Annotated in this window: 18 protein-coding genes; 16 read left to right on the top strand and 2 right to left on the bottom strand. The window is 62.0% G+C overall.

What is annotated here, in order from left to right:
• Window positions 1-121 precede the first annotated feature (121 nt).
• Both paaY and BVK86_RS21025 read right to left on the bottom strand, forming a co-directional pair.
• Entirely contained in the window at window positions 122-718 is a 597-nt protein-coding gene (gene paaY, locus BVK86_RS21030) for a phenylacetic acid degradation protein PaaY (protein WP_075948307.1), read from the bottom strand.
• A gap of 83 nt (window positions 719-801) precedes the next feature.
• Window positions 802-1068 (bottom strand): hypothetical protein, encoded by a 267-nt coding sequence (locus BVK86_RS21025; RefSeq protein WP_075948243.1) that lies wholly within the window; start codon window positions 1066-1068, stop codon window positions 802-804.
• Here BVK86_RS21025 and paaF point away from each other — a divergent pair.
• The 16 genes from paaF to paaZ all read left to right on the top strand — a co-directional run bounded on the left by paaF (window position 1067) and on the right by paaZ (window position 17255).
• Window positions 1067-1840 (top strand): 2,3-dehydroadipyl-CoA hydratase PaaF, encoded by a 774-nt coding sequence (gene paaF / locus BVK86_RS21020; protein ID WP_075948242.1) that lies wholly within the window; start codon window positions 1067-1069, stop codon window positions 1838-1840. The genes BVK86_RS21025 and paaF overlap by 2 nt on opposite strands.
• 37 nt (window positions 1841-1877) lie before the next feature.
• Window positions 1878-2669, top strand: a complete 792-nt coding sequence (gene paaG, locus BVK86_RS21015; protein ID WP_075948241.1) for a 2-(1,2-epoxy-1,2-dihydrophenyl)acetyl-CoA isomerase PaaG — start codon at window positions 1878-1880, stop codon at window positions 2667-2669.
• 3 nt (window positions 2670-2672) lie between these two features.
• The gene (paaH, locus tag BVK86_RS21010) at window positions 2673-4190 is read left to right on the top strand and encodes a 3-hydroxyacyl-CoA dehydrogenase PaaH (protein WP_075948240.1); all 1518 of its coding nucleotides are present in this window, start codon (window positions 2673-2675) and stop codon (window positions 4188-4190) included.
• Window positions 4183-4632, top strand: a complete 450-nt coding sequence (gene paaI / locus BVK86_RS21005) for a hydroxyphenylacetyl-CoA thioesterase PaaI (protein ID WP_075948239.1) — start codon at window positions 4183-4185, stop codon at window positions 4630-4632. Before paaH ends, paaI begins: the two co-directional genes overlap by 8 nt.
• Window positions 4625-5836, top strand: coding sequence for a 3-oxoadipyl-CoA thiolase (gene pcaF / locus BVK86_RS21000; RefSeq protein WP_075948238.1), 1212 nt, complete (start codon window positions 4625-4627; stop codon window positions 5834-5836). Before paaI ends, pcaF begins: the two co-directional genes overlap by 8 nt.
• 99 nt (window positions 5837-5935) lie before the next feature.
• Window positions 5936-7261 carry a phenylacetate--CoA ligase PaaK gene (gene paaK, locus BVK86_RS20995; RefSeq protein ID WP_075948237.1) on the top strand — a complete coding sequence of 442 codons (1326 nt, stop codon included), beginning with the start codon at window positions 5936-5938 and terminating at the stop codon, window positions 7259-7261.
• Between the two features lie 453 nt (window positions 7262-7714).
• Complete coding sequence (locus BVK86_RS30000) at window positions 7715-8011, top strand: hypothetical protein (protein WP_175581352.1); 297 nt, start codon at window positions 7715-7717, stop codon at window positions 8009-8011.
• A 3-nt stretch (window positions 8012-8014) separates the two neighbouring features.
• Window positions 8015-9004, top strand: a complete 990-nt coding sequence (gene paaA / locus BVK86_RS20990; RefSeq protein ID WP_075948236.1) for a 1,2-phenylacetyl-CoA epoxidase subunit PaaA — start codon at window positions 8015-8017, stop codon at window positions 9002-9004.
• A gap of 28 nt (window positions 9005-9032) precedes the next feature.
• The gene (paaB, locus tag BVK86_RS20985; protein ID WP_007943393.1) at window positions 9033-9314 is read left to right on the top strand and encodes a 1,2-phenylacetyl-CoA epoxidase subunit PaaB; all 282 of its coding nucleotides are present in this window, start codon (window positions 9033-9035) and stop codon (window positions 9312-9314) included.
• A gap of 8 nt (window positions 9315-9322) precedes the next feature.
• On the top strand, window positions 9323-10084 hold the full coding sequence (gene paaC, locus BVK86_RS20980; RefSeq protein ID WP_075948235.1) for a 1,2-phenylacetyl-CoA epoxidase subunit PaaC: 762 nt from the start codon (window positions 9323-9325) through the stop codon (window positions 10082-10084).
• On the top strand, window positions 10071-10604 hold the full coding sequence (gene paaD / locus BVK86_RS20975; protein WP_075948234.1) for a 1,2-phenylacetyl-CoA epoxidase subunit PaaD: 534 nt from the start codon (window positions 10071-10073) through the stop codon (window positions 10602-10604). Before paaC ends, paaD begins: the two co-directional genes overlap by 14 nt.
• Before the next feature lie 34 nt (window positions 10605-10638).
• Entirely contained in the window at window positions 10639-11715 is a 1077-nt protein-coding gene (gene paaE, locus BVK86_RS20970; protein WP_075948233.1) for a 1,2-phenylacetyl-CoA epoxidase subunit PaaE, read from the top strand.
• Window positions 11716-11887: 172 nt separating this feature from the next.
• Window positions 11888-12196 (top strand): DUF485 domain-containing protein, encoded by a 309-nt coding sequence (locus tag BVK86_RS20965; protein WP_075948232.1) that lies wholly within the window; start codon window positions 11888-11890, stop codon window positions 12194-12196.
• On the top strand, window positions 12193-13839 hold the full coding sequence (locus tag BVK86_RS20960) for a cation acetate symporter (protein ID WP_075948231.1): 1647 nt from the start codon (window positions 12193-12195) through the stop codon (window positions 13837-13839). The genes BVK86_RS20965 and BVK86_RS20960 overlap by 4 nt, the downstream gene beginning before the upstream one ends.
• A 34-nt stretch (window positions 13840-13873) precedes the next feature.
• Entirely contained in the window at window positions 13874-15127 is a 1254-nt protein-coding gene (locus BVK86_RS20955) for an OprD family porin (protein WP_075948230.1), read from the top strand.
• A 58-nt stretch (window positions 15128-15185) separates the two neighbouring features.
• Window positions 15186-17255: a phenylacetic acid degradation bifunctional protein PaaZ gene (gene paaZ / locus BVK86_RS20950; protein WP_075948229.1), complete on the top strand. Its 2070-nt coding sequence runs from the start codon at window positions 15186-15188 to the stop codon at window positions 17253-17255.
• The last annotated feature ends 328 nt before the right edge of the window (window positions 17256-17583 follow it).

Below are 17583 nucleotides of genomic sequence, written 5' to 3'. Positions count from 1 at the left end.
AAAAGGAATATACCGAATGTCTGTAAGTTAATCGCATACACCTGTGGGAGCGAGCCCGCTCGCAAAGGTGTTTCAGCCACCCGGATGTCGACTGACACACCTTCTCGAGCAAGGGCCATGTTCACACAGTACTGCCCTTGGGCCGTAACCCACGGTCATTGATGCGCGGGCGATCCGGCTCCGGTTCGCTAAGCGGTTCGCAGACCTGCATCTGCTCCAGACAGCGCTTGGCCAGTTGCTGATACTCACGCGTTCCCGCCTGCTTCCACGTCACTTCCTGATCACTGAGGGTGCGCTTGACGCTGGCCGGGGCGCCCATGATCAGCGACTGCTCCGGGCATTCGAAACCCGCCTTGACGAACGCCGCCGCCGCAACGAAAGAACGCGGGCCGATCCGGGCGTTGTCCATCACCACCGCATTCATGCCTACCAGCGCATCGGCACCAATGCGGCAACCGTGCAGCACCGCGCCGTGGCCGATGTGGCCGTTGCGTTCAACCACGGTGTCGCTGTCCGGGAAGCCGTGCATCACACAGGTGTCCTGCAGATTGGCGCCCTCCTCCAGCACGATCCGTCCGAAATCGCCGCGCAGGCTGGCCAGCGGACCGACATAGCAATGCGGGCCGATGATCACGTCACCGATCAGCACGGCGGACGGGTGCACATAAGCAGTCGGGTCTACCACCGGGGTCAGGCCATCAAGGCTGTAGCAGGTCATGGGGGCGTCCTTCACAAAGCGATGCAAATAATGATTCATTTTGTATCACATCATTTTTACCAGCACAAAGACTAAAAACCGTATCACTTGAAACCGGCCTTTCCGACGAAGGCCTGCAGGGCCCTGAAATCAGCATTTAGCTCAATGAAAACGGGATAAAACGCACCATCAGTGTCGCTCAATCGGCGATAGAACACACTAAAAACCCGACCAATAAGACACATTAATTCTATTTTTGTATTGCATTTACGTATCACGTTATAGCTATACTTGGGCAAAACCGGCCCCTGCGGCCGATCCAATAACGAGCCGGCACCGCGCCGAGCGTGCACCGTGAGGGCATCCGCCATGCCTCTAACCCTTGCCGTCGAGTTGATCGAGCCTGGCGTCCGCCTGATTACCCTGCAGCGTGCGCAAGCATTGAATGCCCTCAACACCCAATTACTGGGGGAGCTGGCGGACGAACTGAGCGCCGCCCAAGCCGATCCGGACACCCGTGTCGTCGTGCTCACCGGCAGCCGCAAAGCCTTCGCCGCCGGTGCCGACATCAAGGAAATGGCCGAGCGCGATCTGGTCGGCATCCTCGACGACCCGCGCCAGGCTTCATGGCAGGCCATCACCCGTTTCAGCAAGCCGCTGATCGCTGCCGTCAACGGCTTCGCCCTCGGCGGTGGCTGCGAGCTGGCGATGCACGCCGACATCATCATTGCCGGCGAAGACGCCCGTTTCGGCCAACCGGAAATCAACCTCGGGATCATGCCCGGCGCCGGTGGCACCCAGCGCCTGCTTCGCGCCGTCGGCAAATCCATGGCCATGCAAATGGTCCTGACCGGCGAGCCGATTGACGCCCGTCAGGCCCAGCGTGCCGGGCTGGTCAGCGAAGTCACCCAACCGGAATTGACCGTCGAACGCGCCTTGCACATCGCCCGCACTATCGCCGCCAAAGCCCCGCTGGCGGTCCGCCTGGCCAAGGAAGCATTGCTCAAGGCCATGGACACCGACCTGGCCAGCGGCCTGCGTTTCGAGCGCCATGCCTTCACCGTGCTGGCAGGTACCCGCGACCGCAACGAAGGCATCGCCGCCTTCCAGGAAAAACGCCTGCCGACCTTCACCGGCCAGTAATCCCCGAATTCGAGATCGCCAAGAGAGCGCCAAGACCATGAACTTCGAACACATCCTGTTTTCCATCGAGGCCGGCGTCGCCCTGCTCAGCCTCAACCGTCCGGAACAGCTCAACAGCTTCAATACGCAGATGCATGGCGAAGTGAAGGAAGCGCTCAAGCAAGTGCGGCAGAACCCGGATGTGCGTGTGTTGCTGCTGACCGGCGAAGGTCGCGGCTTCTGCGCCGGACAGGATCTGAGTGACCGCAATGTCGCACCAGGCAGCGCTGTGCCGGATCTGGGGGAGTCCATCGAGAAGTTCTACAACCCGCTGATCCGCCAGTTGCGCGACCTGCCGATGCCGGTGATCTGCGCGGTCAACGGTGTCGCCGCCGGGGCCGGCGCCAACATTCCGCTGGCCTGCGATCTGGTGCTGGCGGCGCGTTCGGCGAGTTTTATCCAGGCGTTCTGCAAGATCGGTCTGATCCCCGACTCCGGTGGCACCTGGACCCTGCCGCGCCTTGTCGGTATGGCTCGGGCCAAGGCTTTGGCCCTGCTCGGCAATCGCCTGAGCGCCGAGCAAGCCGAGCAATGGGGCTTGATTTATCAGTGTGTGGACGACGCCGACTTGCGTGACGAAGCCTTGAAACTGGCCCGCCACCTGGCCACCCAGCCAACCTACGGCCTGGCACTGATCAAGCGCAGCCTGAACGCCAGCCTGAGCAACAGCTTCGACGAACAACTGGAATTGGAGCGCGATCTGCAACGTCTGGCCGGGCGCAGCGAGGATTACCGCGAAGGCGTCGGCGCCTTCATGGAAAAACGTACCCCAAGCTTCAAGGGACGCTGAGTCATGACTGCATTGAACACATCTGCACGCATTGCCGTGATCGGCGCCGGGGCCATGGGTGCCGGTATTGCCCAGGTCGCGGCGCAGGCCGGGCATCCGGTGCTGCTGTTGGACAATCGTCCTGGCGCTGCCGCGCAAGCCATTGAAGGCATCGACCGACAACTCGGTAAGCGAGTCGAAAACGGCAAGCTGTCGGCCGAATCGCGCAGCGTAACCATTGCCCGTCTGCACGCGGTGGAAGCCATCGAAGCCCTGGCCGATTGCGAGCTGATCATCGAGGCCATCGTCGAAAACCTTGAGGTCAAGCGTGCACTGTTCCGCCAGCTCGAAGGCATCTGCGGCGAGCATTGCATACTCGCCAGCAACACCTCGTCGCTGTCGATCACCCGCATCGCCGCGCAGCTTGATCATCCCAATCGCCTGCTGGGCCTGCACTTCTTCAACCCGGCGCCGGTGATGGCACTGGTGGAAATCGTCTCCGGCCTGGCCAGCGATCCGGCACTCGCCGAGTGCCTGTACGACACCGCCAAAGCCTGGGGCAAAAAACCGGTACACACCCGCTCCACACCAGGTTTCATCGTTAACCGTGTAGCGCGGCCGCTCTACGCCGAGAGCCTGCGAATGCTTCAGGAAGGCGCGGCAGACTGCTCGACACTGGATGCGTTGATGCGCGAGGCGGGCGGCTTTGCCATGGGCGCGTTCGAGCTGACCGACCTGATCGGCCATGACGTCAACTACGCCGTGACCTGTTCGGTCTTCGATGCTTATTACCAGGACACGCGCTTCCTGCCTTCACTGATCCAGAAAGAACTGGTGGACGGTGGACGCCTGGGACGCAAAAGCGGTCAGGGTTTCTATAGCTACAGCCCAGATGCGCAACGTCCGCAAGCCACAGAAATCGGCAGTGAAGCGCAGGTCCAGGTATGCACCGTCGAAGGCGACCTCGGCCCTGCCCAGGGTTTACTCGTGCGCTTGCGTGAACAAGGCGTCGATATTGTCCAGCGGGACGGCCCGGGTTTGCTGCGGGTCGGTGACGCCGTGCTGGCCCTGAGCGACGGGCGCATGACGTGTCAGCGGGCTCGTGAAGACGGGCTGCGCAACCTGATCCTGCTGGACCTGGCGTTCGACTACGGCAAAGCCCGGCGCATCGCCATCAGTCATGCGACGGGCATTGATCCGCTCGCGCTCAAGCAAGGCATCGCCCTGCTGCAACGCGCCGGCCTCAAGGTCAGCCTGCTCAGCGACAGCCCGGCCCTCGCCGTGCTGCGCACCGTGGCCATGCTCGCCAACGAAGCCGCCGATGCGCTGCTGCAAGGCGTGGCCTCGGCCAGCGACATCGACCTGGCCATGCGCGCCGGGGTCAATTATCCCCAAGGCCCGTTGGCCTGGGCCGATGGCGTCGGCCTGCCGCTCATTCTGAAAGTGCTGGACAACCTGCAAGCCGCCTATGGCGAAGAACGCTATCGCCCGTCGCTGCTGTTGCGCCGCCGGGTTGCCGAAGGGAGGACATTCCATGACTAACCACGAAGCGATGAACCTGGCCGTCAACTGCGCACAAACGCTGCTCGAGCGCGATGCCGCCAGCCAAGCGATGGGCATCCGTTTGCTCTCGGCAGCGCCCGGTTGCGCCCGCGTCGGCATGACCGTGCGAGCGGATATGGTGCAGGGCCACGGCACTTGCCATGGCGGCTACCTGTTCGCCCTCGCCGATTCGGCATTCGCCTTTGCCTGCAACAGCTACAACGAAGCCACGGTGGCCATCGGTTGCAGCATCGACTACATCGCCCCGGCTCGGCTGGGCGACACGCTGACTGCCGATTGCATTGAGCAAAGCCGCTCCGGCCGCACCGGCAACTACGACGTACGCATCGAAAACCAGCAGGGCCAGTTGATCGCCCTGTTCCATGGCAAATCCTACAAAGTGCGCGGCCCGGTGCTGACGCAGGAGAACCCGAATGAATGACGCCCTGATCATCGACGCAGTCCGGACCCCGATTGGCCGTTACGCCGGCGTCCTGAGCAGCGTGCGCGCCGACGACCTTGGCGCGGTGCCGCTGCGTGAACTGCTGCGCCGTCACCCGCAAGTCGACTGGAACAGCGTCGACGACGTGATCTACGGCTGCGCCAACCAGGCCGGCGAAGACAACCGCAACGTCGCGCGCATGTCGGCGCTGCTGGCCGGTTTGCCGGTCAGCGTGCCGGGCACCACCCTCAATCGCCTGTGCGGCTCGGGGCTGGACGCTATCGGCACTGCCGCCCGGGCGATTCGCAGCGGCGAAACCGGGCTGATGCTGGTCGGTGGCGTTGAGTCCATGTCCCGTGCACCGCTGGTGATGGGCAAGGCCGAGCAGGCGTTTTCCCGTGCGGCCGAGATGTTCGACACCACCATCGGCTGGCGCTTCGTCAATCCTCTGATGAAAAAGACCTACGGCATCGATTCCATGCCGGAAACGGCAGAGAATGTCGCCGAACAGTTCAACATCTCCCGCGCCGACCAGGACGCCTTCGCCCTGCGCAGCCAGCAACGCGCCGCTGCCGCCCAGGCCAATGGGCGTCTGGCCAAGGAAATCGTTGCGGTCGAAATCCCGCAGCGCAAAGGCCCGGCCAAAGTGGTCGAGCACGATGAACATCCGCGCGGCGACACCACCCTCGAGCAGTTGGCCAAACTCGGCACGCCATTCCGCGAAGGCGGGAGCATCACCGCCGGCAACGCCTCCGGGGTCAACGACGGTGCCTGCGCGCTGCTGCTGGCCAGCCCGGAAATCGCCAAGCGCCACGGCCTGATTGCACGTGCTCGGGTGGTGGCGATGGCCACCGCCGGTGTCGAGCCACGCATCATGGGCATCGGCCCGGTGCCGGCCACGCGCAAGGTGCTGGAACTGGCCAACCTGAGCCTGGCGGACATGGACGTGATCGAGCTCAACGAAGCTTTCGCCGCACAGGGTCTGGCGGTGCTGCGTGAACTCGGCCTGAGCGACACCGACCCACGGGTCAACCCCAACGGCGGCGCCATCGCCCTCGGCCACCCGTTGGGCATGAGTGGGGCGCGACTGGTGACCACCGCCCTGCATGAGCTTGAAGAACGTAACGGCCGCTATGCCCTGTGCACCATGTGCATCGGCGTCGGCCAAGGGATCGCGCTGATCATCGAGCGTCTACCCCACTAAAGAATCGCGATTCCCGGGGAGCCGAGAGGTATCCTTGGGGCATGCACTCAAAGCCTCTGAACGTAGGGGCTGGAACACAAAAACAATTCGAGTGAACACATGAACATGCCAATTGCCCAAGCCGTGTTGAACCCTGTGCTGGACCCGCTGGAAACCGCCAGCATCGACGAGCTGCGCCAGCATCAGCTGGAGCGCCTGCGCTGGAGCCTGAACCACGCTTACAACAATGTGCCGCTGTACCGTCAGCGTTTCGATGCGCTGGGCGTGCACCCGGACGACATCAAATCCCTCGACGACCTGGCGAAGTTTCCGTTCACCACCAAGTCCGACCTGCGCGACAACTACCCCTACGGCATGTTTGCCGTGCCGATGCACGACATCGTGCGCCTGCACGCGTCCAGCGGCACCACCGGCAAACCGACCGTGGTCGGCTACACCCAGAACGACATCGATACCTGGGCCAATGTGGTCGCCCGTTCGATCCGCGCTGCCGGCGGCCGTCGTGGCGACAAGGTGCATATTTCCTACGGTTACGGCCTGTTCACCGGTGGCCTCGGCGCGCACTACGGCGCCGAACGCCTGGGTTGCACAGTGATCCCGATGTCCGGTGGCCAGACTGAAAAACAAGTGCAGCTGATCAAGGATTTCCAGCCGGACATCATCATGGTCACGCCGTCGTACATGCTCAACATCGCCGACGAAATCGAGCGCCAGGGCATCGACCCGCACAAACTGGCCCTGCGCCTGGGCATCTTCGGCGCCGAGCCGTGGACCGCCGAACTGCGCCGCGCCATCGAGGAGCGCCTGGGCATCACCGCCCTGGACATCTACGGCCTCTCGGAAATCATGGGCCCGGGCGTCGCCATGGAATGTGCCGAGACCAAGGACGGCCCGACCATCTGGGAAGACCACTTCTACCCGGAAATCATCGACCCGATCACCGGCGAAGTGCTGCCGGACGGGCAGATGGGCGAACTGGTGTTCACCTCCCTGAGCAAAGAAGCCCTGCCGATGATCCGCTACCGCACCCGCGACCTGACGCGCCTGCTGCCGGGCACCGCACGGCCGATGCGCCGTATCGACAAAATCACCGGCCGCAGCGATGACATGCTGATCATCCGCGGGGTCAACGTGTTCCCGACGCAGATCGAAGAACAGGTGCTCAAAGTCAAACAGCTTGCCGAGTGCTATGAGATCCATCTGTATCGCAATGGCAATCTGGACAGCGTTGATGTGCATGTCGAGTTGAAAGCTGAGCACCAGCACCTGAGCGACGAACAGCAGAAGGCTGTTTGCGGCGAGCTGAGCAAACACATCAAGTCGTACATCGGCATCAGTTCGCAGATTGTCTTGCAGCCGTTCCACTCGATCAAACGGTCGGAAGGCAAGGCTTGCCACGTGTTGGATAAACGTCCGAAGGCATGACCTCTAAAGCATGACTGCTGCACCCCTTATGGCCCCGCTTTTGCGGGGCTTTTTTTTGGGTTTTGGGAGGTAGGTGGGGCCTGGGTGTTTTTCGCGAGCTGGCTGGCGGTTACAGATTGAATGGGGCATCTGGGAGGGATTGGGTGGCTGTCCGGGCGTCATCGTCAGCAGGCTGGCTCCCACAATTTGGGTGGGGTGTATTTGGGAGAAATTGGTTGGCTGTCAGGGTGCTATCGCCAGCAAGCCGGCTCCTACAGTAGATCTGAGTACACCCGAGCTCTTCACCACTCAACAGGCCGAGCGTTAGCTCGCCTGCAGCTCTTGATCTTGACCTTGATCCACCCGCCCCCTCGGGAGGCTGAGTGGAGGTGTTCATCCGGGGATTGGCGCTCAGCGCCGTTCGACGCAGTCGAACTCATTGCATGTAGGTGCAGCGAAGCAAACCGGAGGGCAATGCCCCCGGATGAATGCCGGAGCGAAGGAACGCCGAGCCTTAGCGAGGGGCCGGACGCTCGGGGCGAGCCTTTTTTTGCTTACTTTTTTTTGGCGTTTGAAAAAAAAGTGAGTCGCCGTAAGGGCGAAACCGCCAGTGGCCGTTACCAAAGAAATGGATATGTACGCCGACCTCCCCCCATTCATCCCAAAGCGATACAAAAAACAAACACGACACATCATTTTGTGTTTGATATTAAATTCCGTATCGCTTATAAAGTTCTCCATGCCCCAGAACAGATTCAAGGCGGGAACTAAAAAATGTACGCACAGCTCGTAGAAACCGGCGTCAAGCGCATCAAGGACCTCTCGGAGATGTCCGAACAGGAACGCGCCTTCCAGGAAAAAATCGATTCAGAAATCAAGATCGAAGCCAAGAACTGGATGCCAGATGCCTACCGGCAAACCCTGATTCGGCAGATTTCCCAGCACGCCCACTCCGAGATCGTCGGCATGCTGCCCGAAGGCAACTGGGTCACCCGCGCGCCATCGCTCAAACGCAAACTGCAACTGATGGCCAAGATCCAGGACGAAGCCGGCCACGGCCTGTACCTCTACAGCGCCATGGAAACCCTGGGCGCCGACCGCGATGAAGAAATCGCCAAGCTGCACAGCGGCAAGGCCAAGTACTCGAGCATCTTCAATTACCCGACGCTGAACTGGGCCGACATGGGTGCGGTGGGCTGGCTGGTGGATGGCGCGGCGATCGTCAACCAGGTAGTGCTGCAGCGCACCTCCTACGGCCCGTATTCGCGGGCGATGATCCGTATCTGCAAGGAAGAGAGCTTTCACCAGCGCCAGGGCTACGAAATCCTGCTGACCATGATGCGCCACGGTACACAGGCGCAAAAAGACATGGTCCAGGACGCGATCAATCGCCTGTGGTGGCCGTCGCTGATGATGTTTGGCCCAAGCGACGAACACTCGCCCAACAGCGCGCAATCCATGGCCTGGAAAATCAAGCGTCAGAGCAACGACGAACTGCGCCAGCGTTTCATCGACCAGACCATCCCGCAACTGGAGTTGCTGGGTTGCACCTGCCCCGACCCGGACCTGAAGTGGAATGCCGAACGCGGCCACTACGACTTCGGCGAAATCCAGTGGAGCGAATTCTACGAAGTGCTCAAGGGCAACGGTCCGTGCAACCAGGAACGCGTCGCCACTCGCCGCAAGGCGATTGAAGACGGTGCCTGGGTGCGTGAAGCCGCCGTCGCCCACGCCCGCAAAAAACAAAACAAGAACGCCGCCTGATCCGGCCACCTGATGTGGAGTAACTGAAATGTCCGAGTGGACCCTCTTCGAAGTGTTCGTGCGCAGCAAGCACGGCCTCAACCACAAGCACGTCGGCAGCGTGCATGCCGCCGACACCACCATGGCCATCGAAAACGCGCGCGAGCTTTACACCCGTCGCAGCGAAGGCGTGAGCCTGTGGGTGGTGCCTTCGGCACTGATCACCGCTTCGTCGCCGGATGAAAAAGACCCGCTGTTCGATCCGTCGGACGACAAGGTCTACCGCCACGCCAGCTTCTACGAGCTGCCGGCCGAAGTCGGGCACATGTGAGGTCGACCATGAATACCAAGACCGATCTGATCGAATACCTGCTGCGCCTCGGCGACAGCGCCCTGATCCAGGGCCAGCGCCTGTGCCAATGGTGCGGCAAGGCCCCGGCGCTGGAAGAAGAACTGGCGCTGATGAACGTCGGCCTCGACCTGGTGGGCCAGGCGCGCAACTGGCTGGAATACGCCGCCGAATTGCTGAACGACGGCCGCGATGCCGATCACCTGGCCTTCCGTCGTGATGAGCGTGCCTACCGCAACCTGCTGCTGGTCGAACAACCCAACGGCGACTTCGCGGTGACCATGCTCAAGCAGTTCCTCTATGACGCCTGGCATCTGCCGGTGCTGCAGGGCCTGAGCCAGTCCAGCGACGAACGCATCGCCGGGATTGCCGCCAAGGCGGTGAAGGAAGTGACCTATCACCTGCGCCGCTCGGGCGAATGGATCGAGCGTATGGGCGACGGCACCGAGGAAAGCAATCGGCGCATGCTCGCCGCGATTCCCGAGGTCTGGCGCTTCACCGTTGAACTGATCGCCGCCGATGACAGCGAACAGCGCCTGTGCGCAGCCGGCATCACCCCGGACATCGCCAGCGTCGCCGCCCAGTGGCAAGCCAAAGTCGAGCAGATCTTCAGCAGCGCCACCCTGCCCGTTCCCGCGACGCCAAGCTATTTCTACCTGAATTCACGCACAGGTCTGCACACCGAACACCTGGGCATTCTGCTGGCCGAAATGCAGTTCCTGCCACGAGCGTACCCCGATGCAACCTGGTGAGCTGATCGCCAGCGACCTCGGCGCCCGGCCGGCTCAACCGACCGACCTGGCTGCCGCGTGGGCGATCCTGTCCGAAGTCATGGACCCGGAAGTGCCGGTGGTCAGTGTCGTCGACCTCGGCATCGTCCGCGATCTGGACTGGCAGGCCGGTCACCTTCACGTGGTGGTTACGCCGACCTACTCCGGTTGCCCGGCCACCGAAGTGATCGAGAGCGACATCCGCGAAGCCCTGGAACGCGCCGGGTTCAAGGCGCCGCAGCTGGAGCGCAAATTGACCCCGGCCTGGACCACCGACTGGATCAGCGACAGCGGTCGCGAACGCCTGCGCGCCTACGGCATCGCCCCGCCCGAAGGCAGCAACAGCAAGCGCAGCCTGCTGGGTGAAAGCCCACTGGTTTTATGCCCGCAATGCGCCAGCGCCCACACCGAGGTGCTCAGCGAGTTCGGCTCCACTGCGTGCAAGGCCCTGTACCGCTGCGTCGATTGCCGGGAACCGTTCGATTATTTCAAGTGCATCTGAGCGGCGAATCGGCCGTCCCAGCTGGAGAACAACAATGAGCAAATTTCACAGCCTGACCATCAAGGATGTGCGCGCCGAGACCCGTGACGCGGTGTCCATCGCCTTCGAGATTCCGCAAGAACTGCAAGACAGCTTTCACTACACACAGGGCCAGCACCTGGTGATGCGCACGCACATGGACGGTGAAGAAGTGCGCCGCTCTTACTCGATCTGCACCGGGGTCAACGACGGTGAACTGCGTGTCGCCATCAAACGTGTGGCCGGTGGGCGCTTCTCAGCGTTTGCCAACGAACAGCTGAAAGCCGGACACACCCTGGAAGTGATGCCGCCGGCCGGGCATTTCTGCGTCGAACTCGACCCGGCGCGCCATGGCAACTACCTGGCGGTGGCGGCCGGCAGCGGCATCACGCCGATCCTGTCGATCATCAAGACCACCCTGCAAACCGAACCCCACAGCCGCGTCACCCTGCTGTACGGCAACCGTTCAAGCTCCGGCGCGCTGTTCCGCGAACAGCTGGAAGACCTGAAAAACCGCTACCTGCAACGCCTGAACCTGATCTTCGTGTTCAGCCGCGAGCAGCAGGACGTCGACCTGTACAACGGCCGGATCAACGCCGAGAAATGCGAGCAACTGTTCAGCCGCTGGATCGACGTCAAGGCCCTCGACGCTGCTTTCATCTGCGGCCCGCAGGAAATGACCGAGACCGTGCGCGACAGCCTCAAGGCCAAGGGCATGCAGCCCGGGCGCATCCATTTCGAACTGTTCGCCGCCGCCGGCAGCCAGCAAAAACGCGAAGCCCGTGAGGCGGCGCATCAGGTGGATTCAGCAGTCAGCCAGATCACCGTGATCAGCGACGGCCGCGCCCTGGCGTTCGACCTGCCGCGCAACAGCCAGAGCATCCTCGATGCGGGCAATGCCCAGGGTGCCGAACTGCCCTACTCGTGCAAGGCCGGCGTGTGCTCGACCTGCAAGTGCAAGGTCATCGAAGGCGAAGTGGAAATGGACAGCAACCACGCCCTGGAAGACTACGAAGTGGCCGCCGGTTACGTGCTCTCGTGCCAGGCCTTCCCGATCAGCGAGAAGGTCGTGCTGGATTTCGATCAGCTCTGATATCCGAGCCAAATCCTGTGGGAGCGAGCCTGCTCGCGAAGAGGCCATCAGATCCGGCACTGATGGTGCCTGATACGCAGTCTTCGCGAGCAGGCTCGCTCCCACAGGGGTCCAGCGATCGACCTGAATACACCGTTTCACCCAAAACAAAAACAACAAAGGAGCGCGCCTCATGACACCCCAGGAAATAGAACTCATCCGCCAGCACCCGGATTTCATCCAGCTGGTTCGTCGCAAACAGAAGCTGTACTGGTCATTGAGCCTGGCCATGCTGGTGATCTATTACGGCTTCGTACTGCTGGTGGCTTTCTCCCCTTCTACCCTCGGCCAATCCCTGAGTGGCGGCGTGACCACCGTGGGCATGCTGGTGGGTGTGGTGATCGTGCTACTGGCCTTTGCCCTGACCGGTTTCTATGTCTATCGCGCCAACAACGTGATCGACCCGCTGAATGAAAAACTCAAGCAGGAGTGCGCCCGATGAGCCGTCTTCTCGCGTTGTTCCTGCTGCCGCTGGCGGCAGTCACTGATCTGGCGGTGGCCGCCGACGGCGCGTCCCGCCCCCTGAACTGGAACGCCATCGGCATGTTCCTGGTGTTCGTGCTGTTCACCCTCGGCGTGACGCGCTGGGCGGCACTGCGCACCCGCTCCGCCAGCGACTTCTATACCGCTGGCGGCGGCATGAGCGGTTTTCAGAACGGTCTGGCGATTGCCGGCGACATGATCTCGGCGGCCTCGTTCCTCGGCATTTCCGCGATGATGTTCCTCAATGGCTACGACGGTTTGCTCTACGCCTTGGGCGTGCTGGCCGGTTGGCCGATCATCCTGTTCCTGATTGCCGAGCGCCTGCGTAATCTGGGCAAATACACCTTTGCCGACGTGGTTTCCTATCGACTGGAACAAACCCCGGTGCGCCTGACCTCGGCGTTCGGCACCCTGACCGTGGCACTGATGTACCTGGTGGCGCAGATGGTTGGCGCCGGCAAGCTGATCGAATTGCTGTTCGGCATCGACTACCTCTACGCCGTGATGCTGGTCGGCGTACTGATGGTGTTCTACGTCACCTTCGGCGGCATGCTCGCCACCACCTGGGTGCAGATCATCAAGGCCGTGATGCTGCTGTTCGGCACCAGTTTCATGGCGTTCATGGTGCTCAAGCACTTCGGTTTCAGCACCGAAGCGATGTTCGCCGGTGCCACTGCCGTGCACGCCAAGGGCGGCGCGATCATGGCCCCCGGCGGCTTGCTGTCCAACCCGATCGACGCGATTTCCCTGGGCCTGGGCATGATGTTCGGCACCGCCGGTTTGCCTCACATCCTGATGCGCTTTTTCACCGTCAGCGATGCCAAGGAAGCGCGTAAAAGCGTGTTCTACGCCACCGGCTTCATCGGTTACTTCTATCTGCTGCTGATCATCGTCGGCTTCGGCGCCATCGTCATGGTTGGCACCGACCCGGCATTCCGTGACGCCAGCGGCGCGATCATCGGCGGTGGCAACATGATCGCCGTGCACCTGGCCCAAGCCGTGGGCGGCAACCTGTTCCTCGGTTTCATCTCGGCGGTGGCCTTCGCCACCATTCTGGCAGTGGTGGCCGGGCTGGCGCTGTCCGGCGCCTCGGCGGTGTCCCACGACCTGTATGCCTGCGTGATGCGCAAGGGCCAGGCCAGCGAACAACAAGAGATGCGCGTGTCGCGTATCGCCACCCTGTGCATCGGCGTGTTGGCAATCATCCTCGGCCTGCTGTTCGAGTCGCAGAACATCGCCTTCCTCTCGGGCCTGGTACTCGCCATCGCCGCCTCGGTGAATTTCCCGGTGCTGTTCCTTTCGATGTACTGGAAAGGCCTGACCACCCGTGGTGCGGTCGTTGGCAGTTTGTCCGGACTGGTCTCGGCGATTGTCCTGCTGGTGCTGAGCCCGGCAGTGTGGGTCAACGTGATGCATCACGACAAGGCACTGTTCCCGTATTCCAACCCGGCGCTGTTTTCCATGAGCCTGGCGTTTTTCAGCGCATGGCTGTTTTCCGTCACCGACGCCTCGCCCCGCGCAGCCCTTGAGCGCGGCCGTTATCTGGCGCAGTTCATTCGCTCGATGACCGGCATCGGTGCCTCCGGCGCCAGCAAACACTAAACGACGATCGATCCGTTGGCAGGGAATAAAAATAATGAAACCCGCACGTACTGCACCTTACGAATCACTGTTTTCGCTGGCCGCTGCCTTGAGTCTGCCCATGATCGCGCCCAGCGCCATGGCCGACTTCGTTGGTGACAGCAAGGCCCGTATCGAAATGCGTAACCACTACATCAACCGCGATTTCCGTCAGGACAACGCACCGCAATCGAAGGCCGAAGAATGGGCCCAGGGGTTCACTGCGCGGGTCGAATCCGGGTTCACCGACGGCACCTTCGGTTTCGGTCTCGACGCACTGGGTGAGCTGGGGCTCAAGCTCGACTCCAGCGCGGATCGCCGTGGCACCGGGCTGCTGCCGTTTGGCCCGCAGAGCCATGAACCCGACGACGATTACAGCGAACTGGGCCTGACCGGCAAGTTGCGGGTGTCCAAAAGCGTATTGAAACTCGGCACCCTGCAGCCCTTGTTGCCCGTGGCGACTTACAACGACACGCGCCTGCTGGGTTCGACTTTCAAAGGTGGCTTGCTGACCAGCCAGGAGATCGACGGCCTGACGGTGAATGCCGGACGCCTGACCAAGGCCAACCTGCGCGATTCCTCCAGCAACGATGACATCGGCTACGGCGCCGCCAGCAGCGATCACTTCGACTTCGGTGGCGGCAGCTACGCGTTCAGTCCGCAACTGAACGTGAGCTACTACTACGGCAAGCTCGAACAGATTTACCGCCAGCAATTCGTCGGACTGATTCATACGCAACCGCTGGGCAACGGCTTCAACCTGCGCAGCGATGTGCGCTATTTCGACAGCCGTGGCGACGGCGCCGAGCGGGCCGGGCGCATCGACAACCGCAACTTCAACAGCATGTTCACGGTGTCCCACGGCGCCCACAAGGTCAGCGCCTCCTACCAACAACTGTCTGGCGACAGCGCCTTTCCGTTCCTCAATGGCGGTGACCCGTACGTGGTCAACCTGGTGACCTACAACACCTACACCCGCGCCGACGAGGATTCCTGGCAGCTGCGTTACGACTATGACTTCGCGGCGCAAGGCATTCCCGGCCTGACCTTCATGACCCGCTACACCGACGGTCGCCACGTCAAGGCCGGCACCGTCGACAACGGGCGCGAATGGGAGCGCGACACCGATATCAGCTACGTCATCCAGAGCGGTGTGTTCAAGAACGTCAGCCTGCGCTGGCGCAACGTGACCTTCCGTTCCGGCAATGGCTTGACGACCGCCCTCGATGAAAACCGCCTGATCGTCGGTTACACCGTGGCGCTTTGGTAATTCCGAACTGGCGCGGTCGAGGCCGCGCCACAACCCTTCCTAATCAGGAGCAATCGTGATGTCCTCTTCACCTGCACTGCATGCACCCACCCTGCAAAGTTTCATCGCCGGTCGCTGGATCGGCCAACACGGCGCGCAGGTCCTGCGCAGTGCCATCGACGGCCATGAAATCGCCCGCACCCATGAGGAGCGCCCGGACTTCGCCGAGGCCATCGAACACGGTCGTCGCCAGGGCATCAGCGGCTTGATGGCACTGGATTTCCAGCAACGCGCCCAACGCCTCAAGGCCCTGGCCCTGTACCTGAGCGAGCGCAAGGAACAGCTTTACGCGATTTCCCACCACAGCGGCGCGACCCGCGCCGACAGCTGGATCGACATCGAGGGCGGCAACAGCACGCTGTTCACCTACGCCAGCCTCGGTTCCCGAGAACTGCCGTCGGGCAACGTCGTCCACGAGGGCCCGGCCATGCAGCTGAGCAAAATGGGCACGTTCGCCGGCACCCACATTCTGGTGCCTCGCGGTGGCCTGGCGGTGCATATCAACGCGTTCAACTTCCCGATCTGGGGCATGCTGGAAAAATTCGCCCCAAGCTTCCTCGCCGGCATGCCGTGCATTGTCAAACCGGCCAGCGCCACCAGCTACCTGACGGAAGCCGTGGTGCGCCTGATGGACGAATCCGGCCTGTTGCCAGCGGGCAGCCTGCAACTGATCATCGGCGGCACCGGCGACCTGCTCGACCGCCTGCAAGGCCAGGACGTAGTGACCTTCACCGGTTCCGCCGACACCGCGGCCAAGCTGCGGGTCAACCCGAACCTGATTCGCAACTCGGTGCCGTTCAATGCCGAAGCCGACTCGCTGAACTGCGCGATCCTGGCCCCGGACGTGACCCCGGATGACGAAGAGTTCGAGCTGTTCATCAAGGAAGTCGCCCGGGAAATGACCACCAAGGCCGGGCAGAAATGCACCGCCATCCGCCGCGCCATTGTCCCGGCCAAACACATCGACGCCGTGGCTACACGCCTGCGTGATCGCCTGGCAAAAGTGGTGGTTGGCGACCCGTCGGTGGAAGGCGTGCGCATGGGTGCGCTGGCTTCCCACGACCAGCAGAAAGACGTGACCGAGCGTCTGGAAGCGCTGTTGCAGAGCAGCGACAGGCTGTTCGGTGCCCGCGACGGTTTCGAACCGCGTGGTGATAATGTCGACAAAGGCGCGTTCTTCGCCCCGACCCTGTTGCAGGCCCGCGACCCGCACGCCGAAGGTGGCGCCCACGATATCGAAGCGTTCGGTCCGGTCAGCACGCTGATGGCCTACGACGACCTCGACGAAGCACTGGCCCTGGCCGCGCGCGGCAAAGGCAGCCTGGTGGCCAGTTTGATCACCAAGGATCCGCAAATCGCCGCCAAAGCGATTCCGGTGGCGGCTGCGTTGCATGGTCGCTTGCTGGTGCTGGATCGTGAATCCGCCGGCGAATCCACCGGCCACGGCTCGCCACTGCCGCAACTCAAGCACGGCGGCCCGGGTCGTGCCGGTGGCGGTGAAGAGCTCGGTGGCCTGCGTGCGGTGAAACACTACCTGCAACGCGCGGCGGTGCAAGGTTCGCCGACCATGCTGGCGGCGGTTACCGGTGAGTACGTGCGCGGTGCCAAGGTCATCGAGACTGAGGTGCATCCGTTCCGTCGCTACTTCCAGGACCTGCAGATTGGCGAATCGCTGCTGACTCACCGCCGCACCGTGACCGAGGCCGATCTGGTGAACTTCGGCTGCCTGTCGGGCGACCACTTCTACATGCACTTTGACGACATTGCGGCCAAGGAGTCGCAATTCGGCAAGCGCATCGCCCACGGTTATTTCGTGCTGTCGGCAGCGGCCGGGCTGTTCGTATCCCCCGGCGTCGGCCCGGTGCTGGCCAACTACGGCCTGGACACCTTGCGCTTCATCAATCCAGTGGGCATCGGCGACACCATCCAGGCGCGCCTGACCTGCAAACGCAAAATCGACCAGGGCAAGAAGAGCCCGCAAGGCATCCCGCAAGGGGTGGTAGCGTGGGACGTGGAAGTCACCAATCAGCTCGGTGAGCTGGTGGCGAGTTATGACATTCTCACCTTGGTCGTAAAACGCGAGGATTGATCTGGCTATCTGTTGACCGCAGATCTTGCGGTCAACCACAGATCAAAATGTGAGCGGGCTGGTTGCCACAAAACTTCCTCGCTGTACCGCACAGCTCCACTCATTTCGCGGAAAAATCAACGGTAATCGAAGAAGTGTCTGACTGTTCGGCCGTATCCATTTGGATACAGTCGCGCAATGAATTATCTTGTCCAGCAAACAGCGATCTTCCGCGAATGGCACAGCTCAATCCGTGATTTGCGGGCAAGGATTGCCATAGCTCGTCGCAAACAAATCATCACAAAACGCTGATATCAAACGTGCAAAAAAATGGCAAAGGAGGTTTAAC

Origin of the sequence: Pseudomonas reinekei, assembly GCF_001945365.1 — a bacterium.
GTDB classification, from domain to species: domain Bacteria; phylum Pseudomonadota; class Gammaproteobacteria; order Pseudomonadales; family Pseudomonadaceae; genus Aquipseudomonas; species Aquipseudomonas reinekei.
This window is presented reverse-complemented; position numbering and strand designations above follow the sequence as displayed.